The 21,937-nt window shown below is 53.5% G+C and carries 23 protein-coding genes; 7 read left to right on the top strand and 16 right to left on the bottom strand.

The annotated features are described in order from the left end of the window. Window positions 1-40 precede the first annotated feature (40 nt). The 14 genes from IVG45_RS20580 to queF all read right to left on the bottom strand — a co-directional run bounded on the left by IVG45_RS20580 (window position 41) and on the right by queF (window position 12,397). A complete protein-coding gene (locus tag IVG45_RS20580; RefSeq protein ID WP_196435616.1) occupies window positions 41-841 on the bottom strand; it encodes a hypothetical protein in 801 nt (266 codons plus the stop codon). Between the two features lie 47 nt (window positions 842-888). Beyond that, window positions 889-1,407 (bottom strand): thiol peroxidase, encoded by a 519-nt coding sequence (gene tpx / locus IVG45_RS20585; protein WP_196435617.1) that lies wholly within the window; start codon window positions 1,405-1,407, stop codon window positions 889-891. Between the two features lie 94 nt (window positions 1,408-1,501). Further along, window positions 1,502-2,893: a ribosome biogenesis GTPase Der gene (gene der / locus IVG45_RS20590; RefSeq protein ID WP_196435618.1), complete on the bottom strand. Its 1,392-nt coding sequence runs from the start codon at window positions 2,891-2,893 to the stop codon at window positions 1,502-1,504. Between the two features lie 3 nt (window positions 2,894-2,896). Beyond that, a complete protein-coding gene (gene bamB / locus IVG45_RS20595) occupies window positions 2,897-4,111 on the bottom strand; it encodes an outer membrane protein assembly factor BamB (RefSeq protein WP_196435619.1) in 1,215 nt (404 codons plus the stop codon). 23 nt (window positions 4,112-4,134) lie between these two features. After that, complete coding sequence (locus tag IVG45_RS20600; protein ID WP_196435620.1) at window positions 4,135-4,788, bottom strand: YfgM family protein; 654 nt, start codon at window positions 4,786-4,788, stop codon at window positions 4,135-4,137. A 12-nt stretch (window positions 4,789-4,800) separates the two neighbouring features. Next, a complete protein-coding gene (gene hisS / locus IVG45_RS20605) occupies window positions 4,801-6,108 on the bottom strand; it encodes a histidine--tRNA ligase (protein WP_196435621.1) in 1,308 nt (435 codons plus the stop codon). 20 nt (window positions 6,109-6,128) lie between these two features. After that, the gene (pilW, locus tag IVG45_RS20610) at window positions 6,129-6,899 is read right to left on the bottom strand and encodes a type IV pilus biogenesis/stability protein PilW (protein ID WP_196435622.1); all 771 of its coding nucleotides are present in this window, start codon (window positions 6,897-6,899) and stop codon (window positions 6,129-6,131) included. After that, on the bottom strand, window positions 6,889-8,004 hold the full coding sequence (rlmN, locus tag IVG45_RS20615; protein WP_196435623.1) for a 23S rRNA (adenine(2503)-C(2))-methyltransferase RlmN: 1,116 nt from the start codon (window positions 8,002-8,004) through the stop codon (window positions 6,889-6,891). Before rlmN ends, pilW begins: the two co-directional genes overlap by 11 nt. Next, window positions 7,979-8,410, bottom strand: a complete 432-nt coding sequence (gene ndk, locus IVG45_RS20620) for a nucleoside-diphosphate kinase (protein ID WP_196435624.1) — start codon at window positions 8,408-8,410, stop codon at window positions 7,979-7,981. Before ndk ends, rlmN begins: the two co-directional genes overlap by 26 nt. 54 nt (window positions 8,411-8,464) lie before the next feature. Beyond that, window positions 8,465-10,312: a protein translocase subunit SecD gene (secD, locus tag IVG45_RS20625; RefSeq protein ID WP_196435625.1), complete on the bottom strand. Its 1,848-nt coding sequence runs from the start codon at window positions 10,310-10,312 to the stop codon at window positions 8,465-8,467. Window positions 10,313-10,392: 80 nt separating this feature from the next. Further along, a complete protein-coding gene (yajC, locus tag IVG45_RS20630; RefSeq protein WP_196435626.1) occupies window positions 10,393-10,740 on the bottom strand; it encodes a preprotein translocase subunit YajC in 348 nt (115 codons plus the stop codon). A 119-nt stretch (window positions 10,741-10,859) separates the two neighbouring features. Continuing rightward, window positions 10,860-11,720 carry an archaetidylserine decarboxylase gene (asd, locus tag IVG45_RS20635; protein ID WP_196435627.1) on the bottom strand — a complete coding sequence of 287 codons (861 nt, stop codon included), beginning with the start codon at window positions 11,718-11,720 and terminating at the stop codon, window positions 10,860-10,862. Continuing rightward, a complete protein-coding gene (locus IVG45_RS20640; RefSeq protein ID WP_196435628.1) occupies window positions 11,717-12,001 on the bottom strand; it encodes an EscU/YscU/HrcU family type III secretion system export apparatus switch protein in 285 nt (94 codons plus the stop codon). Before IVG45_RS20640 ends, asd begins: the two co-directional genes overlap by 4 nt. Before the next feature lie 6 nt (window positions 12,002-12,007). Beyond that, window positions 12,008-12,397, bottom strand: coding sequence for a preQ(1) synthase (queF, locus tag IVG45_RS20645; RefSeq protein ID WP_196435629.1), 390 nt, complete (start codon window positions 12,395-12,397; stop codon window positions 12,008-12,010). Between the two features lie 245 nt (window positions 12,398-12,642). Here queF and IVG45_RS20650 point away from each other — a divergent pair, with 245 nt between their 5' ends. Then, on the top strand, window positions 12,643-12,969 hold the full coding sequence (locus IVG45_RS20650; protein WP_196435630.1) for a hypothetical protein: 327 nt from the start codon (window positions 12,643-12,645) through the stop codon (window positions 12,967-12,969). Between the two features lie 104 nt (window positions 12,970-13,073). Here the strand turns inward: IVG45_RS20650 and IVG45_RS20655 are convergent, their stop codons facing one another. Further along, on the bottom strand, window positions 13,074-13,646 hold the full coding sequence (locus IVG45_RS20655) for a methyltransferase family protein (protein WP_196435631.1): 573 nt from the start codon (window positions 13,644-13,646) through the stop codon (window positions 13,074-13,076). Between the two features lie 84 nt (window positions 13,647-13,730). On the opposite strand from IVG45_RS20655, the gene IVG45_RS20660 reads away from it, so the two are divergent. After that, complete coding sequence (locus tag IVG45_RS20660; RefSeq protein WP_196435632.1) at window positions 13,731-14,441, top strand: ABC transporter ATP-binding protein; 711 nt, start codon at window positions 13,731-13,733, stop codon at window positions 14,439-14,441. Then, window positions 14,438-16,852 carry an ABC transporter permease gene (locus tag IVG45_RS20665; protein WP_196435633.1) on the top strand — a complete coding sequence of 805 codons (2,415 nt, stop codon included), beginning with the start codon at window positions 14,438-14,440 and terminating at the stop codon, window positions 16,850-16,852. The genes IVG45_RS20660 and IVG45_RS20665 overlap by 4 nt, the downstream gene beginning before the upstream one ends. 22 nt (window positions 16,853-16,874) lie before the next feature. Here IVG45_RS20665 and IVG45_RS20670 read toward each other — a convergent pair whose 3' ends face one another. Next, window positions 16,875-18,125: an amidohydrolase family protein gene (locus tag IVG45_RS20670; RefSeq protein ID WP_196435634.1), complete on the bottom strand. Its 1,251-nt coding sequence runs from the start codon at window positions 18,123-18,125 to the stop codon at window positions 16,875-16,877. 383 nt (window positions 18,126-18,508) lie between these two features. Here IVG45_RS20670 and IVG45_RS20675 point away from each other — a divergent pair, with 383 nt between their 5' ends. From IVG45_RS20675 to IVG45_RS20690, 4 genes are all read left to right on the top strand, one after another. Next, window positions 18,509-19,105 (top strand): DUF4410 domain-containing protein, encoded by a 597-nt coding sequence (locus IVG45_RS20675; protein ID WP_196435635.1) that lies wholly within the window; start codon window positions 18,509-18,511, stop codon window positions 19,103-19,105. Between the two features lie 494 nt (window positions 19,106-19,599). Next, the gene (locus IVG45_RS23060) at window positions 19,600-19,917 is read left to right on the top strand and encodes a nucleotidyltransferase family protein (protein ID WP_196435636.1); all 318 of its coding nucleotides are present in this window, start codon (window positions 19,600-19,602) and stop codon (window positions 19,915-19,917) included. Continuing rightward, window positions 19,892-20,296, top strand: coding sequence for an HI0074 family nucleotidyltransferase substrate-binding subunit (locus tag IVG45_RS20685; RefSeq protein ID WP_196435637.1), 405 nt, complete (start codon window positions 19,892-19,894; stop codon window positions 20,294-20,296). Before IVG45_RS23060 ends, IVG45_RS20685 begins: the two co-directional genes overlap by 26 nt. Before the next feature lie 114 nt (window positions 20,297-20,410). Continuing rightward, window positions 20,411-21,715, top strand: coding sequence for a hypothetical protein (locus IVG45_RS20690; protein WP_196435638.1), 1,305 nt, complete (start codon window positions 20,411-20,413; stop codon window positions 21,713-21,715). Window positions 21,716-21,937 lie beyond the last annotated feature (222 nt).

Below are 21,937 nucleotides of genomic sequence, written 5' to 3' on the forward strand. Positions count from 1 at the left end.
CGTAAAGGTTAGCCGCTTATCGGCATCCGCCGATTGCAACCTATTCATCTGGCTGTTCCGGTTTCAGTTTTTCCAAGATACCCTGAGCATCGATTAAAGCCACTTGACTGATCTCGCTGCCGGTCATACTGGCGGCGACACAGACGGAAAAGGCGCTATCCAGCGCGCTTACCACTTCGCCCAAACCTCGGCACAAGTATTGGTTGCAGACGTTCGAGCGGATGTTTCTCGGCAAGCAACAGCCGTTCTCGGCATGGTAGATACAGCTGTTTTCGTGGCTGATTTCGGGCAGGTAAGACAGGTAGGTTTCGACGATGCTATCTTCATTTAGGTCGGGAGCTTCCCGTTGCCTGCGGACTATGGTGGCGGGCTCCAGCCAAGCCGCATTGCCTCCGGTATTGCAGCAGTGGCCGCCGCATAGTCCGCAAATGCTCCCAAGCACCGGGAGGGTGGCTTGGCCCGGTGAAACTCCGCTGGTCGTGGCGCGGGTTTCCGTGGCTATCGATTCGTCCGCCTCCCGTTGTTCCCGTGCCTGTCTTACAACCTGCTCCAGATGCCGGCGGTGGGCTTGGATGCGTTTGCGGCTAAGTGGAATCAGGCTCTGCTGGTTGCGAGGCAGTAGCGCGATGGCCGCATTTGGAGGCCATGATTCAGGCAGTGACTCACGAACCCGCTGCAAAGTCGATTGGCGTCTCAGATCTTCCTGGTAAGCGACATCCTTGCGCCGGCATTCCGGGGCGTCGCATAAGCCGCGCCTGACTTGTAAAACGGTCAGCTTAACGCCACAGCCACGGCATCTGCCGGGTTTTATCATCGGTTGAGGCGCAAACTGAATGACCATAGGCTGTTCAGGCGCGCGCAGCTCCGGAATTGAGCGTTGATTACCGCTTAGCCATGATGGTCGACATGGTTTACCAGCGCGGCCAGCGCACTGGTGTAATCCGGTTCGTCGGCGATTTCACTGACCAATTCGGTGTAAGTGACTTGATCGTTTTCGTCGATGATCACGATGGCTCGCGCGGTCAGGCCGGCCAAAATGCTGTCCAGCAGCTCGACGCCGTAATCATGGGCGAAGCTGGAACGGAAGCTGGATAGGGCCGTGATATGTTTGATGCCTTCGATTTCGCAAAAACGGGCCTGGGCGAAGGGCAGGTCGGCGGAGATGGTTAACACCACGGTATTGTGTAGATGCGCGGCCTTTTCGTTGAACTTGCGGGTTGAGGTGGCGCAAGTCGGCGTGTCCAGGCTGGGTACGATATTCATCACCTTGCGTTTGCCGGCGAACTCGGCCAGACCGACGTCCTGCATTTTACGGTTAGTCAGTTTGAAGTCGGGGGCTTTACTGCCGATAGCCGGCAGATCTCCAACGGTACTGATCGGTTTGCCTTGGAAAGTGATGGTTGCCATAACGATGCTCCTGAGTGGGTATGATTTTTAGGCACAAGGCATAAGTTGAGTTAGCATTTACCGAATCGCTATAATTTTTCGCCTTTCGCCGTTCTTATTTTTTCCGTTTGCTGAAATCGATCAATCGTTTGCGCTTTTTGACCTGCCGATCGCTCAACTTGTTTTTCTGGCCGTGGAAAGGATTTTCCGGCGACTTGAATATCAGCCTGACCGGCGTGCCTTTCAGTTGCAACTGTTCTCGGTAATAGTTCATCAGGAAGCGTTTGTAAGCGCCCGGCAGGGAGTCGGTTTGCACGCCATGGATTACCACTACCGGCGGATTTCGACCGCCCTGGTGGGCGTATTTCAGCTTGATGCGGCGGCCGCCGACCAAGGGTGGTTGGTGCGAGGAAACGGCATCGTTCAAGATTCGGGTCAATACCGGTGTCGACATGTCTATCATTGCTGAATCGTACAGGCTATGCACCACGTCGAACAACTTACCGACGCCGCTACCGTGCAAGGCTGAAATCGGATGTTTCTCGGCAAAGTCCAGAAAAGTCAGTTTAATTTCGATCTGTTTTTTGACGAAGGCCCGGTGTTCGGCATCCAGGCCGTCCCATTTGTTCAGGCCAATAATCAAGGCCCGGCCGGCTTCCAGCACCAAGCCCAGAATATGGGCGTCCTGATCGGTGACGCCTTCGCGGGCGTCGATCAAATAAATCACCACATGGGCTTTTTCGATGGCTTGCAGCGATTTGATGATGCTGAATTTTTCCACCGTCAACGATACCTTGGCGCGGCGGCGCATACCGGCGGTGTCGATCAGGGTGAATTTTTGGCCGTTACGTTCGAACGGGATATAAATACTGTCGCGGGTGGTGCCGGCTTCATCGAATACCACCACCCGTTCCTCGCCCAGCAGGCGGTTGACCAGGGTCGATTTGCCGACATTGGGACGGCCGACGATGGCGATGGCGATGCCGGGATCCTGTTCTTCAAATTCATCTTCAACCGCTGGTATCAGGTCGTCGATACGGCCCAGCAGTTCATGCACATTACGGCCATGGGTGGCGGCAATTGGCACTGGTTCGCCCAGCGCCAGACTGTAAAAATCGTGGGTGACGGTGTTGCTGTCGATACCGTCGATTTTATTCACCACCAGCACCACCGGTTTGCCCAGTTTGCGTAGCATGTCGGCAATGGCTTCGTCGGAGGCGTTGATGCCGTCGCGGGCATCCACCATGAAAAACACCACGTCGGCTTCCTGCAAGGCGATCTCGACCTGCTTCTTGGCGAAAACGTCGATACCTTCCAGGTCGTCGGTGATGCCGCCGGTGTCGACCACCAGGCAATCGCGTTCACCGCGCTTGACTCGGCCGTATTGGCGGTCGCGGGTCAGGCCGGGATAGTCGGCGACCAACGCCTCGCGGCTGCGGGTCAGATAATTGAACAGGGTGGATTTGCCGACATTGGGTCGGCCAACCAAGGCGATGACTGGTAGCATAAGTTATCTCGCTTTCAAGGCCGCGAGGGTGCCGTCTTTTGCGTAAATGTACACGGTGCCGTCGACGATAACCGGTTTGGCTTCGATCGGCGAACTAGTGAGCTGAGTGCGACCGAGCTGCCTGCCGTCGCTGGTGGATAGCCAATGCACATAGCCTTCAAAATCGCCGACCACGACATAATTGTCGTAGGCCACGGCGGCGGTGAGCTGGCGGTTGTGTAGGTCTTTTTGTTTCCACAACGAGGCGCCGTTGCGTTGATCGAGTTGCGACACCTCACTATGAGTGTCGCTGAGATACAAGTATCGCCAATCGGTGCTGATGCCGGTATAGGATGAAATGTCCGGGTTACGCCAGATCACGTCGCCGTCCACTTCCGACACCGACGAAGTGCCGCCCTGGAAGCTGGAAATATAGATGGCGCCACGGCTAGCCACCGGATCGACGTCCAAATCCACCAGACGTTCGACTTCGGAGCGGCCCGTCGGCATGGCGATGGTGGCTTCCCACAGGCTCTTGCCGTCGCTGAGTTGCAGGGCTTGCATCTTGCCATTGGCCGAACCGATGATAACGGTGTCTTCGATCACAACCGGGGCGCCGGCTCCGCGTATGCTCAAGGCCGGTACGCTGCCTTCGGAGAGCCATAACTGGCTGCCGTCTGCTTCGCGCAAGGCTATGACCTTGCCGTCAGTGGTGCGGACGATGACCATGCCCTTGGCAGCCACCGGTACGGCTTGCACTTCGCTGGGTACCAGTGAAATCCACTTTTGTTCGCCGCTGGCAATATCGTAGGCGACCACTTCACCGGAGGTGCAACCCATGATCACGGTTTGCCTGCCCAGACCGGGGCCGGCGGAAAATTCGTATTCGCTTTCGGACTCCCAAACCAGGTCGCCGTTAACGGTGTTGCGAGCTTGCAGCGTGCCTTGGCGATCGGCGGCGAAGATTCTGTCGTTTTGAACGGCGGGTATCAGTTTCAAAAACTGCTTGTCGGCGCCGTTGCCGACCGATTCCTTCCACAGCACGTCGATCTGCACTTCTGCGGTGTATTCGGTTAAAAGCGCGGGCGGATCGGCGGTATCGTCCTCGCCGAATATCGTATCCGACAGTCCCGAGATCAAATCGCGTCCCGCATCCAGCCCCGCGCAACCCGAGAGCAAGGGCAGGCAGGTCAGTAACATCCATAGTGCGCGAAATTTTTTGGGCTCGGTTATCAGCATGATGGTGGTTTGAATGGCGATGATTATTTCGCGGCTTCCGGGTTAAAGCCCGGTGTGGCAATGTCGTCCAGTTTGAACTGGGTCAATGGCGTTGCCTGTCCGCTTCGGATGGCGCTTTGATAGGCGTTGCGGGCTTCGTCCAGCCTGTCCATCGCCACGTACAAATCGCCTTCCAGTTCGTCATAACTGGCGGCGAAGCCTTCGGCGCTGGCCGGGTCGACTTCTGCAATCAGTTTCAAGCCGGGTTCGTATTGACCGCTTGCCAGCATCAGCTGAATCAAGCGTAGGCGGGCAACATGCTGTAATTCCTGACTACCCGGATTCTGCAGTTGTTGCTCCAGAATGGCTTTTGCCGCTTCCAGATCGCCCTGTTGTACTTTGCTTTTGGCTTTTTGCAGCGCCGCGAAATGGCTATAAGCCAAGGAACCGTGCTCGACGGCCAGTTGATCCGCCAATTTATCGACGGAGGCGTTATCGTTGTTGGCGCCGCCGACCAGCAACTGCTGATACATTTGCGAGGCTTGGCTGCGTTGTTCCAATTGATGGTTTTGCCAGAAATTCCAGCCGGCCACCAGTACGACGGCGGTTGCCACGCCGGCAATCAGCGAGCTGTTATTGGCTTCCCACCATTTTTTTAACTGTTCGACTTGTTCTTCTTCGGTATCGTAAATTGCCACGGTATGTCTCGCTTAGTTTTTATGCAAAAGAGGTTTGTCGGCGTGCCATTGCTTTAGCGTTCGCAATAAATCGTCATGGCTCAAGCTGATTTGTTCTTGTTCGATACGTAACGATTTTAACGCCACTTCGCCGCGTTGGGCTTCTTCATCGCCTATGATAATCGCAAACGCGGCGCCTGACTTATCGGCTTTTTTAAATTGGCTTTTGAAACTGCCGCCACCGCAATGGACTTGGAGTTTCAAGCCGTCTATCGCATCACGTATTTGTTCGCTCAACAGCAGACCGGCTTTTTCGGCCGCCTCGCCGACGCGTATCATGTAGACATCGACAACTGGTTCGATGGCTACCGTATCGAGTTGTTCGACCAGTGCCAGTATCCGTTCCATGCCCATCGCAAAACCGATCGCGTGATTGGCCTTGCCGCCCAGTTGTTCGATCAGGCCGTCGTAGCGGCCGCCGGCGCAGATGGTGCCTTGTGAACCGAGTTCGTCGGTGACCCATTCGAACACGGTTTTGCCGTAATAATCCAGGCCGCGCACCAAGCGGGTATTCAATTCATAGCAGACGCCCAGATCGTCCAGCATGGTTTTCAAGCTGTCGAAGTGCCGCAGGCTGTCTTCGCCCAGATGATCCAGCAGCACCGGCGCCTCGCTCAGCATCAGTTGCATGTCCGGGTTTTTGCTGTCCAGGATGCGCAGCGGATTGGTCTCCAGGCGGCGTAAACTGTCGTCGTCCAGCACATCGATGTGCTGTTTGAAATACTCGACCAGTTTTTCCCGGTAGGCGGCGCGTTCCTCGGTGGTGCCGAGCGAATTCAATTGCAGTTCGACTTTATCGCGTATGCCGAGTTTTTTCCAAAGCCGGTCGGTCAGCAGGATCATCTCAGCATCGACGTCGGGGCCGGGCATGCCGTAGGTTTCCACTCCTAGTTGATAAAACTGGCGGTAGCGGCCTTTTTGCGGGCGTTCGTGCCTGAACATCGGCCCGTAATACCATAACCGGTGGCTTTGGTTATGCAGCAGGCCGTGTTCCAGGCAGGCCCGCAGACAGCCGGCCGTGCCTTCCGGGCGCAGGGTCAATGAGTCGCCGTTGCGGTCGTCGAAGGTGTACATTTCCTTTTCGACGATGTCGGTGACTTCGCCGATCGAACGTTTGAACAGTTCGGTTTTTTCCACGATAGGCAGGCGGATTTCCTGGTAACCGTAAGCGGCCAGGACTTGTCGGGCATGTTGTTCCAGCCACTGCCAGTACGGGGATTGTTCGGGCAGAATGTCATGCATTCCGCGGATGGCTTGGATAGCCTGTTGTTGTTTTGCCATAAATGTTTATCGATGCCGGATTATTTGCTGATCGCGGTTTTGACTTGTAGCGCCTCTTTGGAGGTCGGAAAAGCGGTGAGTAATTGTTCTTTGTAACTGTCGGCGCCCTGTTGGTTACCCAGCGAGCGTTCCGTTTGAAAAGCAAACCATAATGTCTCCGGGCTGTGTTTGGCAACCGCCAGATAACGTTCCAAAAACGCGCGCGCCGACATGAACTGCTGTTTGTTATAACTGATTTTGATCATTTCCAGCAGGGCCGGCGAATATTCCGGGTTGCCCTGTAAGGCTCGGCGGAAATACTCCTCGCCTTGCACTACGTCATTTTGTTGTATCAGACAGATGCCGATATTGCTCAACGCCAGCCAGGGCCGTTTGTTCATCGGCGCATCCAACGATTCCCGCAGCATCGCCATGCCTTGTTCATGTTTACCGCGTTCGCATAAAAAACGGCCGTAGTTGTTTTTGATACTGAAATTGTCGGGGGCTTTACCGATGGCCGATTGATAATAATCGGTGGCCTGTTCGTCGTCCTTCATGCGCTCGTAAAACACCGCCAGCGCATTCAGGGTTTCAGGGTTGCCGGAATCCAGGTCATAGGCTATTTCCAACTTTTCCTGGGCGACGTCCAGCATGCCCATATCCAGATAACGTACGCCCATTTGCAAATTAAGCGTGGCTTTTTCACTATTGCTCATGCTGCTGCCGCCGAAGTCGGGTATGAATGCGCAGGCACCAGCTAAGGCGCAGGTGGCGGCAAAAACGAGCAGGCGCGCGCCATGCTTAAATAGCATGGGGGGCTGTCCTTGCCGCTTGCAATTTTAGATGGCGGCGGCTTTTATCCCGTACTTGACCGACCAACTGACCGCAGGCGGCGTCTATATCTTCGCCGCGGGTCTTGCGGATGGTGGTGACGATGCCGGCGTTATGCAGCACATCCCGAAATTTAAGGATGGCCACGTTTTTTGAGCAGCGGTATTGCGATTGCGGGAAAGGATTGAAAGGAATCAGATTCACTTTGGAAGGCACGTTTTTCAGCAGTTTTACCAAGGTTTTGGCGTCTTCCTCACTGTCATTGATACCGTCCAGCATCACATATTCAAACGTGATGTGCTTACGCGGGCCGTTTTGGGCATAAGCGCGGCAGGCGTCCATCAATTCCGCCAGCGGATATTTGATGTTGATCGGTACCAATTGATTACGTAATTCATCATTGGGGGCGTGCAGGGATACCGCCATGCTGACATCGCAAACTTCGTTCAGGCGGTTCATGGCCGGTACCACGCCGGAGGTGCTGATGGTGACCCGGCGTTTGGACAGGCCGTAGGCAAAATCGTCCATCATCAGATTCATCGCCGCGACGACATTGTCGAAATTCAATAACGGTTCGCCCATGCCCATCATCACCACATTGGTGATGCGGCGTTCGCTACCCAGGCGTTGCTGGGCCAGATACAACTGGCCGATGACTTCGGCCGTGCTCAAATTGCGGTTAAAACCTTGCTGGGCGGTGGAGCAAAAGCTACAGGCCAAGGCGCAGCCGACTTGCGAGGAAATGCAAAGCGTGGCCCGGCGTTCTTCCGGGATGTAAACGGTTTCCACCTTGTTGCCGCAATGGGTTTGCATGGCCCATTTGCAGGTACCGTCGGAGGCCAATTGTTCGGCGACGATTTCCGGTGGTTGGATGCAGCAGTTTTCCTTGAGATAGCCGCGCAAGGATTTGCTCAGATTGGTCATTTCGTCGAAGTCGACCACGCCTTCCTGATAGATCCATTTCAGCAGCTGGGTGGCGCGAAACGGTTTTTCGCCCAGACCGACAAAAAAGGTCTGCAGACCTTTCCTGTCGAAATCCAGCAGATTGATCAGCGCCGGTTTAACGGATGCGGTCGCAGAGTTCATCGGCGGAGAAGAAGTAAGCGATTTCCCGAGCAGCGGATTCTGGGGAATCCGAGCCGTGCACGGCATTTTCGTCGATGCTGACCGCGAAGTCGGCGCGAATGGTGCCGGCCGCAGCTTCTTTAGGATTGGTTGCGCCCATCAGTTCGCGGTTTTTCAGGACCGCATTTTCGCCTTCCAAGACTTGGACAACGACGGGGCCGGAAATCATGAAGCTGACCAAGTCTTTGAAGAAACCGCGTTCTTTATGCTCGGCATAAAAGCCTTCGGCTTGTTCTTGGCTCAGTTGCAGCATTTTGGATGCGACTACGCGCAAACCATTTTTTTCGAAGCGGCTGACAATTTCTCCAATCACGTTTTTAGCGACAGCGTCGGGCTTGATGATAGAGAAAGTACGTTCAATTGCCATTTTTTAAAACTCCAGTTGAGGTTAATGATAAAAATTTACTGAATTATAACCTGTTTAGATCGACAGTTTTTCGACCCGGCGGTTGTCGCCGTAAAACCAGTTCACCAGCATGCGGGTGCCGGTAATGGCGGTGAACATAGAGGTCAGGATACCCAGGCATAATACCACCGCGAAACCCTTGACCGGGCCGGTGCCGAAGCCGAATAGCAACAGCGCGACCAACAAGGTGGTGACGTTGGAGTCCAAAATAGTGGCGAAGGCTTTTTCATAGCCGACGAAAATACTGGCTTGCGGGCTGTTGCCGTTGCGTAGTTCCTCGCGTATGCGTTCGTTGATCAAGACGTTGGCATCCACCGCCATACCCACGGTCAACACGATACCGGCCATGCCCGGCAGGGTCAGGGTGGCTTGCAACAGCGACAGAATGGCGATCAACAGCACTACGTTGAAGATCAGCGCAAAGTTGGCGATCAAGCCGAAGGCGCGGTAATAGATGATCATGAACACCACCACTAGCAGGAAGCCGACTTGAATCGAGGTCATGCCTTGATCGATATTTTCCTGGCCCAAGCTAGGTCCGACGGTGCGCTCCTCGACGATTTCAACCGGGGCCGCCAACGCGCCGGCTCTCAGCAATAGCGCCAAGGTGCGAGCTTCCTGAGGACTATCCAGGCCGGTGGTTTGAAAGCGTTTGCTGAAAGAATCGCGGATGGTGGCGACGCTGATGACTTTTTCAACTTTTTCTTTATGTTGAACTTTTTTGCCGTCGACCACCTTGGTTTCCGATTTGTATTCGATGAATACCACAGCCATCGGCTTACCGATGTTTTCCTGGGTAAACTTACCCATTTTTTTGGCGCCAACGCCGTCCAGCGTGATGAATACCGCTGCTTGGCCGTCCTGGTCCAGGCCGGAAGAGGCATCGGTGATTTGGTCTCCGGTGACTATCACCGAACGTTTCAACAGTACCGGAGCACCGTTTTTATCCTTGTATAAACGGCTGCCGACCGGCACATGGCCTTCAATGGCCGACTTGACGTCATGTTCGACATCCACCATGCGATATTCCAGGGTGGCGGTGGTGCCCAGCAGTTCCTTGGCGCGCGCGGTGTCCTGCACGCCGGGTAATTGCACCACGATACGGCTGCTGCCTTGTTGCTGGATGATAGGTTCCGCTACACCCAGTTCATTGACCCGGTTGCGCAACGTGGTGATGTTTTGGTCCAGCGCGGATTTTTTGATCGCAAATATTTCGCGTTCGGGCAGTGTCAGCAAAAATTCATTGGGCCCGGTTTCGGTCAGGTCCAGATTATGGAAGTCCTTGTTCAGCACTTCGGCCGCCGCCACACGGGCTTCCTCGTTTGGCACAACGATTTTAATACCGTCGGCTTCCTTGCTGACAGATTGATAGCGGACCTTGGCGTCTCTGAAAGCGCTACGGATGTCATTGCCATAACGCTCATCGGCTTGTTTCAACGCGGTATCCATGTCGACTTCCAGCGTGAAATGCACGCCACCGCGCAAATCCAGGCCCAGATACATCGGTTCCGCGCCGAGTATGCCGAGCCAGGCGGGAGTAGCCGGCGCCAGATTCAGCGCAACAGTAGCGCGTTCGGACATTTTGTCGCGCAGCATGTCCGCCGCTTTCATCTGCTCGTCGGTATTGTTAAAACGCGCCAGAATTTTGCCGTCCTTGAATTCGAACGATTTCAGCGTATAACCGGCGGCTTTGATGCTGGCGGCGACTTCGTCGGCTTGACTTTGTTGCAGCGGAGTGGCGTTGCTGGAAGCAAGTTGTACTGCCGGATCGTTACCGTAAAGATTGGGTAAGGCATAAAGAATGCCGAAAATCAGAACGGTCAGGACTAGAATATTTTTCCAGAGCGGGAAATGATTTTGCATGGGTTTCCGTTAAAAGCAGTGACAGCCTTGCTGCGACTAAGGATCGGGGGTTCGATTGTTATGCGGGTTCGTGAAAAAACTTAAACTTTCGGTTTTTTGTTTAAGGTTTTATAAGTGCCCTTAGGCATCATGTTGGCGATGGCATGGCGTTGAACCTGAATAAAGCTGTTGTCGGCCACTTCCAATTTGACGAAGTTGTCGTCCAGTTCCGCCACTTTACCCAGAATGCCACCGGTGGTGACCACTTCCGAGCCTTTGTCTAGCGCCGCCAACATTTGTTTTTGTTCCTTGTTGCGTTTGGATTGGGGGCGAATAAACAGAAAGTAGAAAAATATCAGAATACCTAATGGGAACAGCATGCCTTCAAAACCGGGTTGAGTGGCTGCTGGCGCGGCTTGCGCCATGGCATCAGAGATAAAAAAGCTCATTGTCATCCTCTTAAAATTATTATCGTCGTGTTGTAATTCGATTCCGGTACCTAACCGGACAGCGTGGCATTATGCCACACTAGAAGTGCTAAACGCATTTCCGGTTGATTTTGCAAGTGTTATCCAGCATAACGTCCAATGTTTTCGCCCAATTTTACCGGTTTACCGGCAACAAAATCATCGTTCCAGGCGGTTTGGTTTTGACCAAACAACACGATGATAGTCGAGCCCATGTTAAAGCGGCCCATTTCCGCGCCTTTTTCCAGTACCGGGGCATCGGCTTGGTAATGCCAGGTTCTTGGTTCGCCAATGCTGGGCGGTGTCACCACGCCATGCCAGACGGTTTCGACGCTGGATACGAAAATCGCGCCGACCAGTACCAGCGCCATCGGTCCGGCTTCGGTATCGAAAATACAGGCGACGCGCTCGTTGCGTGCAAACAGGTTCGGCACGCCATCCACGGTGGCGGCGTTGACGCTGAATAAACGGCCCGGAATATGCACCATTTCCCTCAGGGTACCGGTTAGCGGCATATGCAGGCGGTGATAATCCTTGGGCGAAAGATAGATGGTGGCGAAGGAGCCGTTTTTAAAGGCCTGGGCGCGCTCGGCATCCCCGCCCAATAATTCCAGCGCCGTATAATCGTGGCCCTTGGCTTGAAAAATCCTGCCGTCTTCGATAGGGCCGGCCTGGCTGACTACACCGTCCGCCGGGCAGGCAAGCGCATCGAGGGCGGGGGCGATCGGGCGAGCGCCGTCTTTTAATTCGCGGGTAAAAAAATCATTGAAGCTGGAATAGTGATCCAAATTCTGGAATTTGGCCTCGTTCATGTCGACGCCGTATAGACGAATGATTAATTTGATGAACAGATTTTTCCATGCCGGGTTTTGGCAATGGGTCAGTTTGGACATCAATCCCGACAGAAAATGATGGGGCAGGACGTATTGGGGTAGAACGGTAAAAATATGTTTCAAGGTCATGATTCGGAGTCGGGAGTTTTTCCGCTGATAAAGTAGGCAAAGGCGATGACTTCGGCGACGGCGATATACAACTGCTGCGGAATTTCATCGCCGAGCGGCACTTGCGCCAGTATTCTGGCCAGTTCCGGCTCGTTTTGCAGCGGGACGCCGTGCTTTTCGGCAATCGCCAGAATTTGTTGAGCGGTCAACCCTTCACCCTTGGCGGTGACTTTCGGCGCATTTTTGCCGTCGTATTTCAGCGCGACGGCAATGTCGGCGTTATAGTAGGTTTTGCCGCTCACGGTCGCTTAGGGCAGGTTGACCAGTTCTGGCGGCTGCCAGGCCGGATTACGGTGCTCGGCAATCACGGTGGTGTAAATGCCGCCACGTACGTTGAACTCGGCCCGCAAGCGCATGAAGTTGGGTGAAATCGCCGCGACGATATGGTCGAGGATTTCGTTGGTGACGGCTTCGTGAAACGCGCCGCGTTCGCGGAAAGTCCACATGTACAGTTTCAACGACTTCAATTCGACACACAAATGGTTTGGAACATATTCGATTACCAATTTGGCAAAGTCAGGCTGGCCGGTCATCGGACACAAGCAGGTGAATTCCGGAATGTCGATCCGGATGGTGAAATCGCGCGCGGGTCTGGGATTTTCGAACGTAGTCAGGTCGGAACTGGGTTTTGTGGTCATTGCTAATTTGTGGTTAAGGTGAATAGTTTAAGCCGGCCCGGTTTTAAACCCAAAGCCGCTGGAGATGAATTTTAACAGCTAACAAACCGGAAAAAATTAAAGTTTAACTTCAAGGGCTTGCAAGGCTGTGGCGGATTTGTGCGCCAGGTATGTTTTTTAAAATCTTTTGGCAATCATGCCTTGCTAAATTGGAGTAGAATCAAGCCATTAATTTGAAATGTCTGACTAACCAAGAGGAGTCGACCATGGACATCAACAGTGTAAATTTAAAGCAAAATAGGATAGCCAACCAGCCCGCGCCAGCCAGTCCCAAGACGGTCGGAACCGACAAACCTGACGACCGGAAGGGCACGGATAGTAGCGCGGCTAGCGACAGCGTCGAGCTATCCAGTGAATCACTCAGGCTAGCGAGTTCTACAGGCGTAAAAGACATGAATAATCAAATTCCCGATCAACAACAGGCTCGGAAGTTGGTGGATCAAATGGTGACGAGTATCCGGAGTCAGCCGAATCAAGCACAAAATGCCTTCGGAACTATGTCACAAGCCCAGGTCGGCGCGTTATTGGCTTAATTTTGGGGCTAATCAAGAGCCGTCAATCGACGCTACAGGTAATTTCTCCTAATTGATCAGTCAATATCAGCATCCCGAAAAGGAACCATTCGAATGCGGGACTTTCATAACAGCCAGGGCACTAATTTCCAGGTGCCCTGGCTGTATTCGATATAAGCCTCGGCAAATTTCTGTTTTAACATCCGCTCTTCCAGTTCGATTCGAGAATTAAAAGCCAGGAAAGTCGGCAGGCTGGTGCAGGCCACGGCCATGACATCGCCCATCGCCAATCCCGCCGCCGCCAAGGCCAGCAATAAACCGGTATAAGCCGGATGCCGAACCCAGCGATAAGGGCCGTTCGTGATAAGTTTGTGCTGCCGTTGGATAGTGACGTGGCTAGTGAAAAAACGTCCAAGTTGCGCAATTGCCCAGTATCTGAGACTTAATCCGCCGGCGAACAGCAGCATCGCCAACAGCTGTCTGGGCAAATAGCGAATCGGGATCGGCAGCCAGGCCAGTTGTTTAAACCAGAACGCAAAACCCAGGCCGGCCAAAACACTTAACCATAACAGCCATTGCGAACGCCGTTCGCCGGACACGATAGTCTTGTGGTTTGGTCGCAAGTTGCGCGCCAGCCGGATTTCCGCAATCACCCAAAGCAGACAAAGTATTAGCCAAATGATGCGTACCGATGTCATGAATTGCCCTCCGGCACGGGTTGATTTGATGGGCAGGCGGTCGTGGCCGCTGCTCGTGTAAAATACCTCAATTTGCCGGTTGTCATGGAAAAAATCATCGAACTGAAACAGGTTTACAAAGCTTATCCGCAGGCCGGCGGTTTGCAAACGGTGTTGCATGACATCAACTTGGATATTTTCCCCGGCGAGTTCGTCGCCATAGTCGGCCCTTCCGGCAACGGCAAATCGACCCTGCTGAATCTACTGACCGGTATCGATCATCCTAGCCAAGGCGAAGTCGTCGTCAATGGGGCGGCCTTGCAAAAATTAAGCAACGAAAAGCTGACCTTGTGGCGCGGCGCCAATGTCGGCATCGTGTTTCAATTCTTTCAGTTGCTGCCGGCCCTGAGTCTGTTGCAAAACATTGTGCTGCCGATGGATTTTCTCGGCAAACTGAATAAACGCCAGCGCCGGGATCGTGCCCTGCAACTATTGGAGCGGGTAGGGCTAGGCGATGAAGCGCATCGTCTGCCCAGCCAGGTGTCAGGCGGCCAGCAACAGCGGGCCGCAATTGCCCGCGCCTTGGCCAACGATCCGCCGTTGATCGTGGCCGACGAACCCACCGGCAATCTGGATGCCGCCACCGCCGAATCGGTGTTCGATTTGTTTGCTCATTTGCGCGATCAGGGCAAAACCCTGGTGATGGTCACCCATAACGAGGCTTTGGCCGATGCCGCCAGCCGCAAGTTGGAAATCCGTTCCGGCCGCATTCATGCCGACACCTCGCCGGCTTTCACCGATCCGGCGGGCATTTGAATACGCTGTGGCATAAAGTCCGGGCCGACTTATGGCTGTCGAAATCCCGCAGCCTATTGGCCATCGCCAGTATCGCCATCGGCGTATTTTGCGTCGGTACCTTGTTCGGCATGATCGATCTGCAATTAAGCAAGATGGACGCCGCCCACCGGCAATCGCAACCCTCGCATATCAATCTGATATTGCGTGGCGATGCGGACAACGGCTTATTGGAACGGATCAAAGCCTTGCCCGGCGTGGCAGGTATCGACAGCATGACGCCGGTGACGATGCATTTCAGGCGATCCGGCCAAACCGAGTGGACGCTGGCTACGCTGATGATCCGGCCCGATTATACCGATCAGCGCTACGATCAAACCGGCTTGGACTCGGGTGCTTGGCCGTCATCCGGCCAGGTCGCCGTTGAAAACTTGTCGGCGGCATTCGGCGGTTTTAACATCAGCGATCAGCTCGAATTCCAAACCGTTGAAGGGACTAAGACCTTGCCGATAATCGGCATTGTTCGCCATCCGTTCGTCAAACCGCCTAAATTCGGTGGCCAGCCGCACTTTTTTGCCGATGCTTCTTCCTCGGCATTATTTGGTGTGCCGGCCAATAGCTTTCGGCAACTGTTGGTGCAAATCACGCCGCCTTATAGTGCCGATCGAGCCCGTGCCGTCGCCGTCGATATTCGTAACTTACTGGCACGGCATCAATTGGCCGTTAATGTCAGCCTGTTGCAAGACCCCGATAAGCACTGGGGGCGGCCTTTTCTGGCCGGCGTCAATGGCGTGTTGAAAATCATGGCGCTGGTTTCGCTGGCCTTGGCCAGTGTGCTGATATTGAACACCATCGCCGCACATATCGCTCAGCAAACCGACCAGATAGGTGTGATGAAAGCACTGGGAGCCAGAACAAGCACCATAGCGGCCGTTTATTTCAGCGAAACCCTTTTGCTGGCGCTGGTCGGGGTTCTATTGGCTTTGCCGTTCAGTCTGGCCGCCGCCTACTTCAGTTCCTGTCAATTGCTGGGCTTGTTCAATATCGATTGCGGCAGGTTCGAGGTGTCGAAGCGCGCTATTTACTGGATGGTGCTGGGAGGTTTGCTGGCGCCTGTGTTGGCGGCGGTGGGGCCGGTTTTGCGCGGGGCCTCCATGACGGTGCGCGTGGCTATCGCCAGCTACGGTTTGGGCGCTGATTTTGGCTACAGCCGCCTGGATTCATGGGTGGAACGTTTCGGCGCCCGCTTTCTGCCGACATTGCATGCCGCCGCGCTGGGTAATTTGTTTCGGCGCAAGGCCAGGCTGGTGCTGACTCAAGGCGTCTTGATCCTAGCCGGCGTGATGTTTTTAGTGTTGATGAGCCTGATAACTTCGCTGAATTTGACCCTGGACAATGAAATGGCGCGAAGCCGTTACGCGGTATTGCTGGGTTTCAGTATCGACCAGCCCGAATCAAAGGTGGTCGAAATTGCCGGACAGATCGCGGAGAGCGGAAAAGTGGAAGTTTGGCGGCGCTTACCGATGGAAATGTCCAAAAACGGCCGGGCCTTACGGCAAAAAGGCAGTTTGGGTGCGCAATTGTTGGCGCTTCCGGCGGATTCTAAGCTATACCGGCCCTTGATCGAAGCCGGCCGTTGGCTGAACGCCGACGATGCCGGGCAACGGCGATTGCTGATCAGCGCCGATAGCGCCGAATTGAACGGCATACGGGTTGGTGACTGGCTGGATATTACGATCGGAGCCGCCAGTCAAGCCTGGCGGGTGATTGGCACCTATCGCTGGCTGGCGGGCGGTAATCCGACGGTCGAGCCGGTTTATGCTAGTTTGGAAACGCTAAGGGACATTACTCCAGGTCCTGAAATGGCCTCGTTTGCCTTAATCGACGCGCCGATTACCGATTTGAACCGGGAAGCCGACTATTTGCGGCGCTTAAAACAAGCTTTCCAACAACAGGGCATCGAGCTGAATGCCTACGCCACTCAGGCCAAACTGGCCCAGCGCCAATTTGCCCGTAACCAGTTCAATCCTGTCATCGGGACTCTGTCCGGGCTGGCCTGCATGATCGCCGCCGTCGGCGGCATCGGTTTGTCTGGCGCGCTGGCCATCGGCGTGTTGCAGCGTACCCGCGAGATCGGCGTGCTTCGCGCCATCGGCGCCTCCTCCAAGGCGGTATATCGGCTGTTTATGCTGGAGGGACTGTTGCAGGGTATCGTCGCCTGGCTGCTTAGCCTACCGTTGGCCTATGTTGCCGCCGAGCCGGTTTCCCGCCAATTAGGCGAGATCATGCTCGGAATACAACTGGATTTTGCCTTCGACTGGTGGGCGGTCGGCTATTGGTTGGCCATTTTGTCAATGCTCGCCTGGCTGGCTTCCTATTGGCCGGCGCGAAAGGCGGCCGGCTTGACGGTGCGGGAAAGTTTGGGCCATTGAGCCGCCGCATGTCCGGCACCGATTACGGGTGCTCGGTAAAAAACGGCCGAGTCGCAAAAAGTGTGTCCGCGAAACGCTGACCTCGCCAGGACAGACTGCGTTTCAGCACGAAATCGAAGCGAAACGGATGGTAATCCTGCAGGACCAACAGCGGCTCGACGGCGTCTTCCGCCAGCAGGCCTGCCTCGGCCAGGGTTTTGGGCGAGATCAGCGGCAAAATGCCAGTCAACGGATAGTCTGAACCGTACAACAGGCGGCTGTGCCAGCCGGTTTCGGTCAGCAGGGTTTTAATCACTTCGGGGTCGCGGTTGCGTAATACGATCGCGGAAATATCGCCGAACAATTGCTGCCGCCACTGCTTTTCCGCCATCAGTTGGGTGAAGATGTCGAAGCTTCTGACTTCCCGCCCGTCGTCGGCAATGTCGGTGCCTATGCTCGCGCAATGGGCGATCACGACTCTTACTCCGGCATCCAATGCCCGCCTCAGGCGCAATGGATTGCCGAACAGAGGTTGGTTGGCGCCATGAACGGCTTTTTCCTCGCCGCCATGGCTGATGATCGGAATGTTCAGCTTGGCCGCCGCCTTATAAAACCGGTCGCATTGCGGCGAAGCGGGATCGATGCCCATCGCCGGCGGCAGCCATTTCACCGCCCGCGCGCCGTTCGCGGCGGCCTGTTCCAGAACCGCCACGCAATCGGGCCGATAAGGATGGATGCTGGCGACCCACTCGAAACGATCCGGATACTGTTGCGCCAGCGCTCGGGCATATTCGTTGGGTACGAAAAACGAGGTGTTGGCATGGTCGGGATCGCCGCTGGCGCCGTGCGCGCGGTCGAAAGCAAACAGCATGGCCTTGGCCCCCTTGGGCAGGGTATCCAGCAATGCTTGGAGGCGCTCGACGAAGGCAATATCTTGTGCGCCGACATCGCCGATGCAGGCGGCGTTGGCGTAAGCCCAGTGCTGTAGGGTTTGAATCGGATGCCGTAGCGGTGCGTGCATGTCCGGGCTTTGAGTAATGCCGCTGCCGCCATCGCCGGAACCGACGATGTGGGTGTGGCAATCCCACCAGTCGGCTGGGTCGATGCCTTGCCAGGCGGCCGATTCCAACGCCGATACGGGGGTGGCGGCCGGGTCGAGGCAGGGATTGGTCAGCCGAAATAATGCCGAAGCCGGGGGGCTGGCCGTCACCAGGCCGGCGGCGGTCAACTTTAGAAAGCGGCGGCGCGAGCCATTGGCGGGGATGCTGGAATTGCTGCGGGAAAATGATTTCATGCCGGCGAGGGTGTTTTTACGTTATGGCGCTAGGATCGGAGAAATGATGCCGGCTGTAAAGAACTAAGATGATTTTTGAGAAAGTCTGTACTCATTGTCAATGCCAAATATGTTGATCGCGAGCGGAGTCGAAGCGAGCGCTTGACTTTGGTTTCACTCAGTAAATTGTTTGGATTGGGTATATTTATTGCCAGAAATCGCTATCTAGCGGCCCGATAACATAAATCACAGGAACCGATTACAACCGTTTTTCGAGGCCACGTTTACTGAGAGCGACAAAAGTACACAAATACGAGCATTATCTGGCTCATTGTGATCAATGATTAACCGTATTCGACCCGTTGCGGTCTATCGTTCATTCTGATTCAATGGGCAATAGTCAGATGATCATCAGTCATAACCTCCTACCGCCGATGATATACAGAAGGGAAAATCATATGCCGATGCGAAAGTATGCCGTCATTGCAGTTACTGCGCTGATTTTGATTTCTTGCGTCACCCCGCGTGTCGTCGAGAAACCGGCGGTGCCAGTTGACTTCTCGCGATTCAAAAGTGTCTCGTATGTCGTTCACGACGCACCCGACACCGAATATAGCTCAAACCGGGACTATGGTAAGGAAATACTGACCATTTTTGATGCAATGCTTGGCAACAAGCTTCGTTCAATGGGGTTTAACGTGGTCGATCCGAAGCATTCGCCCGAGTTATCAATTGACGTGACAGTCAAAGCTGTTAAGCCTGGTAGCGCCGCAATGCGGTTTATTATAGGATTCGGGGCTGGCCGAGCCGTCCTGCTCTACGACGCACTATTTCTTGACGCAAGAGGAAATCGGTTGGCTCTGCTCGAAGGGGGCCGGTCTCACACAGGAATGGAGTTTGGGGAGTCATTTGCGGGAGATGGGCAAATCCAAGCTATCGCGGTCTCACAATCTATACATCAGATAGAAGAATTCATCCGAAACAATTGTTCGTTACCGTGAACAATGAATGGGCGAAGGATTCAAGTTTTGCAATCACACATCGATCCTGCCTAACATTGCGCTAAACCGGAGCGCGGTTATATTACGTTTTTATTCTTCAGCTTCCCGTGCCGCACTCGGTTAGCTCTGCGTCAAGCGGCTGCGTTTTGGTCCTGACCTACTATTATTGGAACGAGATCGATAAACAGCTTCTGGTCGAACTTGCTCTGTCAGAATTGAAGGAGCAAAACCGACCCAAAAGAGACTATTGCTTTAATTATGTCAACGACCGCAAAGGGATAATAAGCCGATGTTGGGTTTGCAGAAGTAGACTGGGTTGAATGATAATGAAACCCAACTTCGAAGCTGATAAATTTTGTCATCCAAGAAGCATTTTGCATGAAAAGAACTCGGTAATTTCAGAGCATCTGTTGGGTTTCGCGTTGCTCTACCCAGTCACGACCCTGTTTTGAGAGTAGCCCTCTCCTGAACGAACATTAAAAGCGGTTGCAAAGATGATACATCATCCAAATATTCCAGAATCAGCTCGACAATTTCTTGAGCACATATCTACAGATTATGTAATCGAGTCGCTTATCCTCTTTGGCTCCCGTGCTATCGGAGACCACGACGAACGCTCTGATGTCGACATTGCGGTATGCGGTCCGGCAATCAGTCGCTTGGAGTGGGCAAGACTTCGTGCGGCAGCTTATAAAGCAAACACGCTCTACTGGGTATCGTTGGTTCACTTCGACAGGAATCCACCATCATTGAGGGCAAGAATAATAGAAACAGGAGTAGAGATATATGTCCAAACGAAAACTACAAGATAGCTTAGACAACTTGGAGAAAGTGCTAGAAAACCTCGAACGCGCTGTTCTGATCCCCAAAGACAGAGAACTTGTTGCAGAGGGTACAATCCATCGGTTCGAGATGACCATCGAGTTATTCTGGAAGACACTCCGGCGTGCAATTCAGTATGAAGGGACACGCGTTCAGACTTCTCGGGAAAGCTTGCGCGAGGCTTTCCGTTTGGGCTGGCTTCACGATGAGCAGGTGTGGTTGGATATGCTAGATAGCCGTAACACAACGTCCCATGAGTATCTCGCTGAGCAGCTTGCAGAGGACAACTACGATGATGTTGTGAAGGTAACGCCAATCATTCGACAGGCATTTAACCTACTACGGTCTCGATACCCAAAGAGCACCTAACGAATATCATCTTGGGATGGAGCGGGAGGTGTCCTTTTTTGCAGCTCCCTGGCGTCCGGCCCTTAAAGCTGTTGTTAGCGCTACCAAATCTATATCAATCACAGGGAAATCAGTATGACAGATGTGAAGTTGCCCGCCATTATCGGAAACACCATGCTAGCGCTCGATCAACTTACGATCGCACTTGGTGTTCCACGAGACATTCTTGCTTCTGCGGGTGAAATAGAAACTGCATGGAACAATCTTCCAGGTGTATTGAAGAAGATTCCTCCTGCTTTACGCACCGAAGGTATGGCGCGAATGTGCGTTGCAGTCGCCTCTGGCCTATTTGATAGTGCAATCAACTACATCTGGAACTCATCAATAATTGAGCTGCGAGAAAAGGTTAAGCGGTTTGGCTTAAATGTCGTTGAACAAATCACGGGAAAATCTAACTTCGACGACCAATCGCTGTTGGATTTAAAGGATGCTGAGCTTCTCAGTCTTTGCTTAAAACTTAATCTCATTACGGAGGATGGCTACTTCTTTCTTGACCACTGCCGGGATATAAGAAATAACTTCTCCGCTGCGCATCCGGTAGTCGGAAAGATCGATGATCATGAGTTCATCGGCTTCGCAAATCGCTGTGCAAAGTACGCGCTCGGGAATGAACATAACCCTGTGGGAGTTGATATTGCTGCCTTTATGGTGGCAATAAAGGGCGGGAAATTTTCCGTTGAGCAGAAGAATCAATGGGTGCAAAGAATTGGGAAAACTCATGAAGCGCAGCAATATCTTCTCTTTGGTTCCCTGCATGGAATATTCAGCGATCCGAGTAGCAATGAAGAAGCACGAGTTAATTCTCTTTCAATCGCGGCTGAATTTGCACCTAACTTCACCCCGAAGGCAAAATCTGACTTAATAAATCGGCATCACGACTATATTGCCAAGGGTGATGAAAAGCGACATAAAGCATCGCAGCAATTCTTTGAAAAGCTAGGTATGCTTGCGCTGCTTGGTGAGCATGAAGTTCATTCCCTGTTGTCGAATGCGTCTAAACGATTGATGGCTGTTCACCAGGCATTCGATAATTTCTACAACGAGCCGCCGTTCGCCGAACGCTTGTTGCAACTATCGCAACAGGCAGCGATCCCCGATACCGTAAAAGAGGAGCTCGTCACCACTGTAGTCACTTGTGCAATCGGCAATGCGTATGGCGTGTCTAACGCTGCTGTTCCCTACTATCAAAAGATGGTCAAAGGGTTTTCACCAAGTGAAGTTGAAATCATGTTGAACTTGCCGAATGCAAAGACAATCGCGGGAGAGCGAATAAAACATTATGCCTCCTGTAAGAATCGTTTTAAAGGTCTCGTTAACTTAATTGACCCATCTACAGTTCCAGCTAAGGCAGGTGCAGCATACAAGCTGTGGACAAAATAGCGCTAAATAATCATTCCAACGGCTTGCACGAAAAGCCGTGCAAGTCGCTTACTTCAATTTAGAGCAATTTCGAACATAAACCGGCCATTTAAAAATCAACATCGACGGTCAGGAATTGGCCGGTTTCGAACCTTCGACGTACCTACACCTGCGGTGTGTTTAAACAAAATTCAAACGGGTTCCAACTCTATTTATACATTTTTCCCAAGAGCGGCGATGCCG

This window comes from Methylomonas sp. LL1 (assembly GCF_015711015.1).
Lineage (GTDB): Bacteria > Pseudomonadota > Gammaproteobacteria > Methylococcales > Methylomonadaceae > Methylomonas.

Bases quoted from the DNA above. Each gene is read 5' to 3' on its own strand.
- IVG45_RS20580 (WP_196435616.1), bottom strand. From the start codon at position 841: ATGGTCATTCAGTTTGCGCCTCAACCGATGATAAAACCCGGCAGATGC.
- tpx (WP_196435617.1), bottom strand. From the start codon at position 1,407: ATGGCAACCATCACTTTCCAAGGCAAACCGATCAGTACCGTTGGAGAT.
- der (WP_196435618.1), bottom strand. From the start codon at position 2,893: ATGCTACCAGTCATCGCCTTGGTTGGCCGACCCAATGTCGGCAAATCC.
- bamB (WP_196435619.1), bottom strand. From the start codon at position 4,111: ATGCTGATAACCGAGCCCAAAAAATTTCGCGCACTATGGATGTTACTG.
- hisS (WP_196435621.1), bottom strand. From the start codon at position 6,108: ATGGCAAAACAACAACAGGCTATCCAAGCCATCCGCGGAATGCATGAC.
- pilW (WP_196435622.1), bottom strand. From the start codon at position 6,899: ATGCTATTTAAGCATGGCGCGCGCCTGCTCGTTTTTGCCGCCACCTGC.
- rlmN (WP_196435623.1), bottom strand. From the start codon at position 8,004: ATGAACTCTGCGACCGCATCCGTTAAACCGGCGCTGATCAATCTGCTG.
- ndk (WP_196435624.1), bottom strand. From the start codon at position 8,410: ATGGCAATTGAACGTACTTTCTCTATCATCAAGCCCGACGCTGTCGCT.
- secD (WP_196435625.1), bottom strand. From the start codon at position 10,312: ATGCAAAATCATTTCCCGCTCTGGAAAAATATTCTAGTCCTGACCGTT.
- yajC (WP_196435626.1), bottom strand. From the start codon at position 10,740: ATGAGCTTTTTTATCTCTGATGCCATGGCGCAAGCCGCGCCAGCAGCC.
- asd (WP_196435627.1), bottom strand. From the start codon at position 11,720: ATGACCTTGAAACATATTTTTACCGTTCTACCCCAATACGTCCTGCCC.
- queF (WP_196435629.1), bottom strand. From the start codon at position 12,397: ATGACCACAAAACCCAGTTCCGACCTGACTACGTTCGAAAATCCCAGA.
- IVG45_RS20650 (WP_196435630.1), top strand. From the start codon at position 12,643: ATGGACATCAACAGTGTAAATTTAAAGCAAAATAGGATAGCCAACCAG.
- IVG45_RS20655 (WP_196435631.1), bottom strand. From the start codon at position 13,646: ATGACATCGGTACGCATCATTTGGCTAATACTTTGTCTGCTTTGGGTG.
- IVG45_RS20660 (WP_196435632.1), top strand. From the start codon at position 13,731: ATGGAAAAAATCATCGAACTGAAACAGGTTTACAAAGCTTATCCGCAG.
- IVG45_RS20670 (WP_196435634.1), bottom strand. From the start codon at position 18,125: ATGAAATCATTTTCCCGCAGCAATTCCAGCATCCCCGCCAATGGCTCG.
- IVG45_RS20675 (WP_196435635.1), top strand. From the start codon at position 18,509: ATGATCATCAGTCATAACCTCCTACCGCCGATGATATACAGAAGGGAA.
- IVG45_RS23060 (WP_196435636.1), top strand. From the start codon at position 19,600: ATGATACATCATCCAAATATTCCAGAATCAGCTCGACAATTTCTTGAG.
- IVG45_RS20685 (WP_196435637.1), top strand. From the start codon at position 19,892: ATGTCCAAACGAAAACTACAAGATAGCTTAGACAACTTGGAGAAAGTG.
- IVG45_RS20690 (WP_196435638.1), top strand. From the start codon at position 20,411: ATGACAGATGTGAAGTTGCCCGCCATTATCGGAAACACCATGCTAGCG.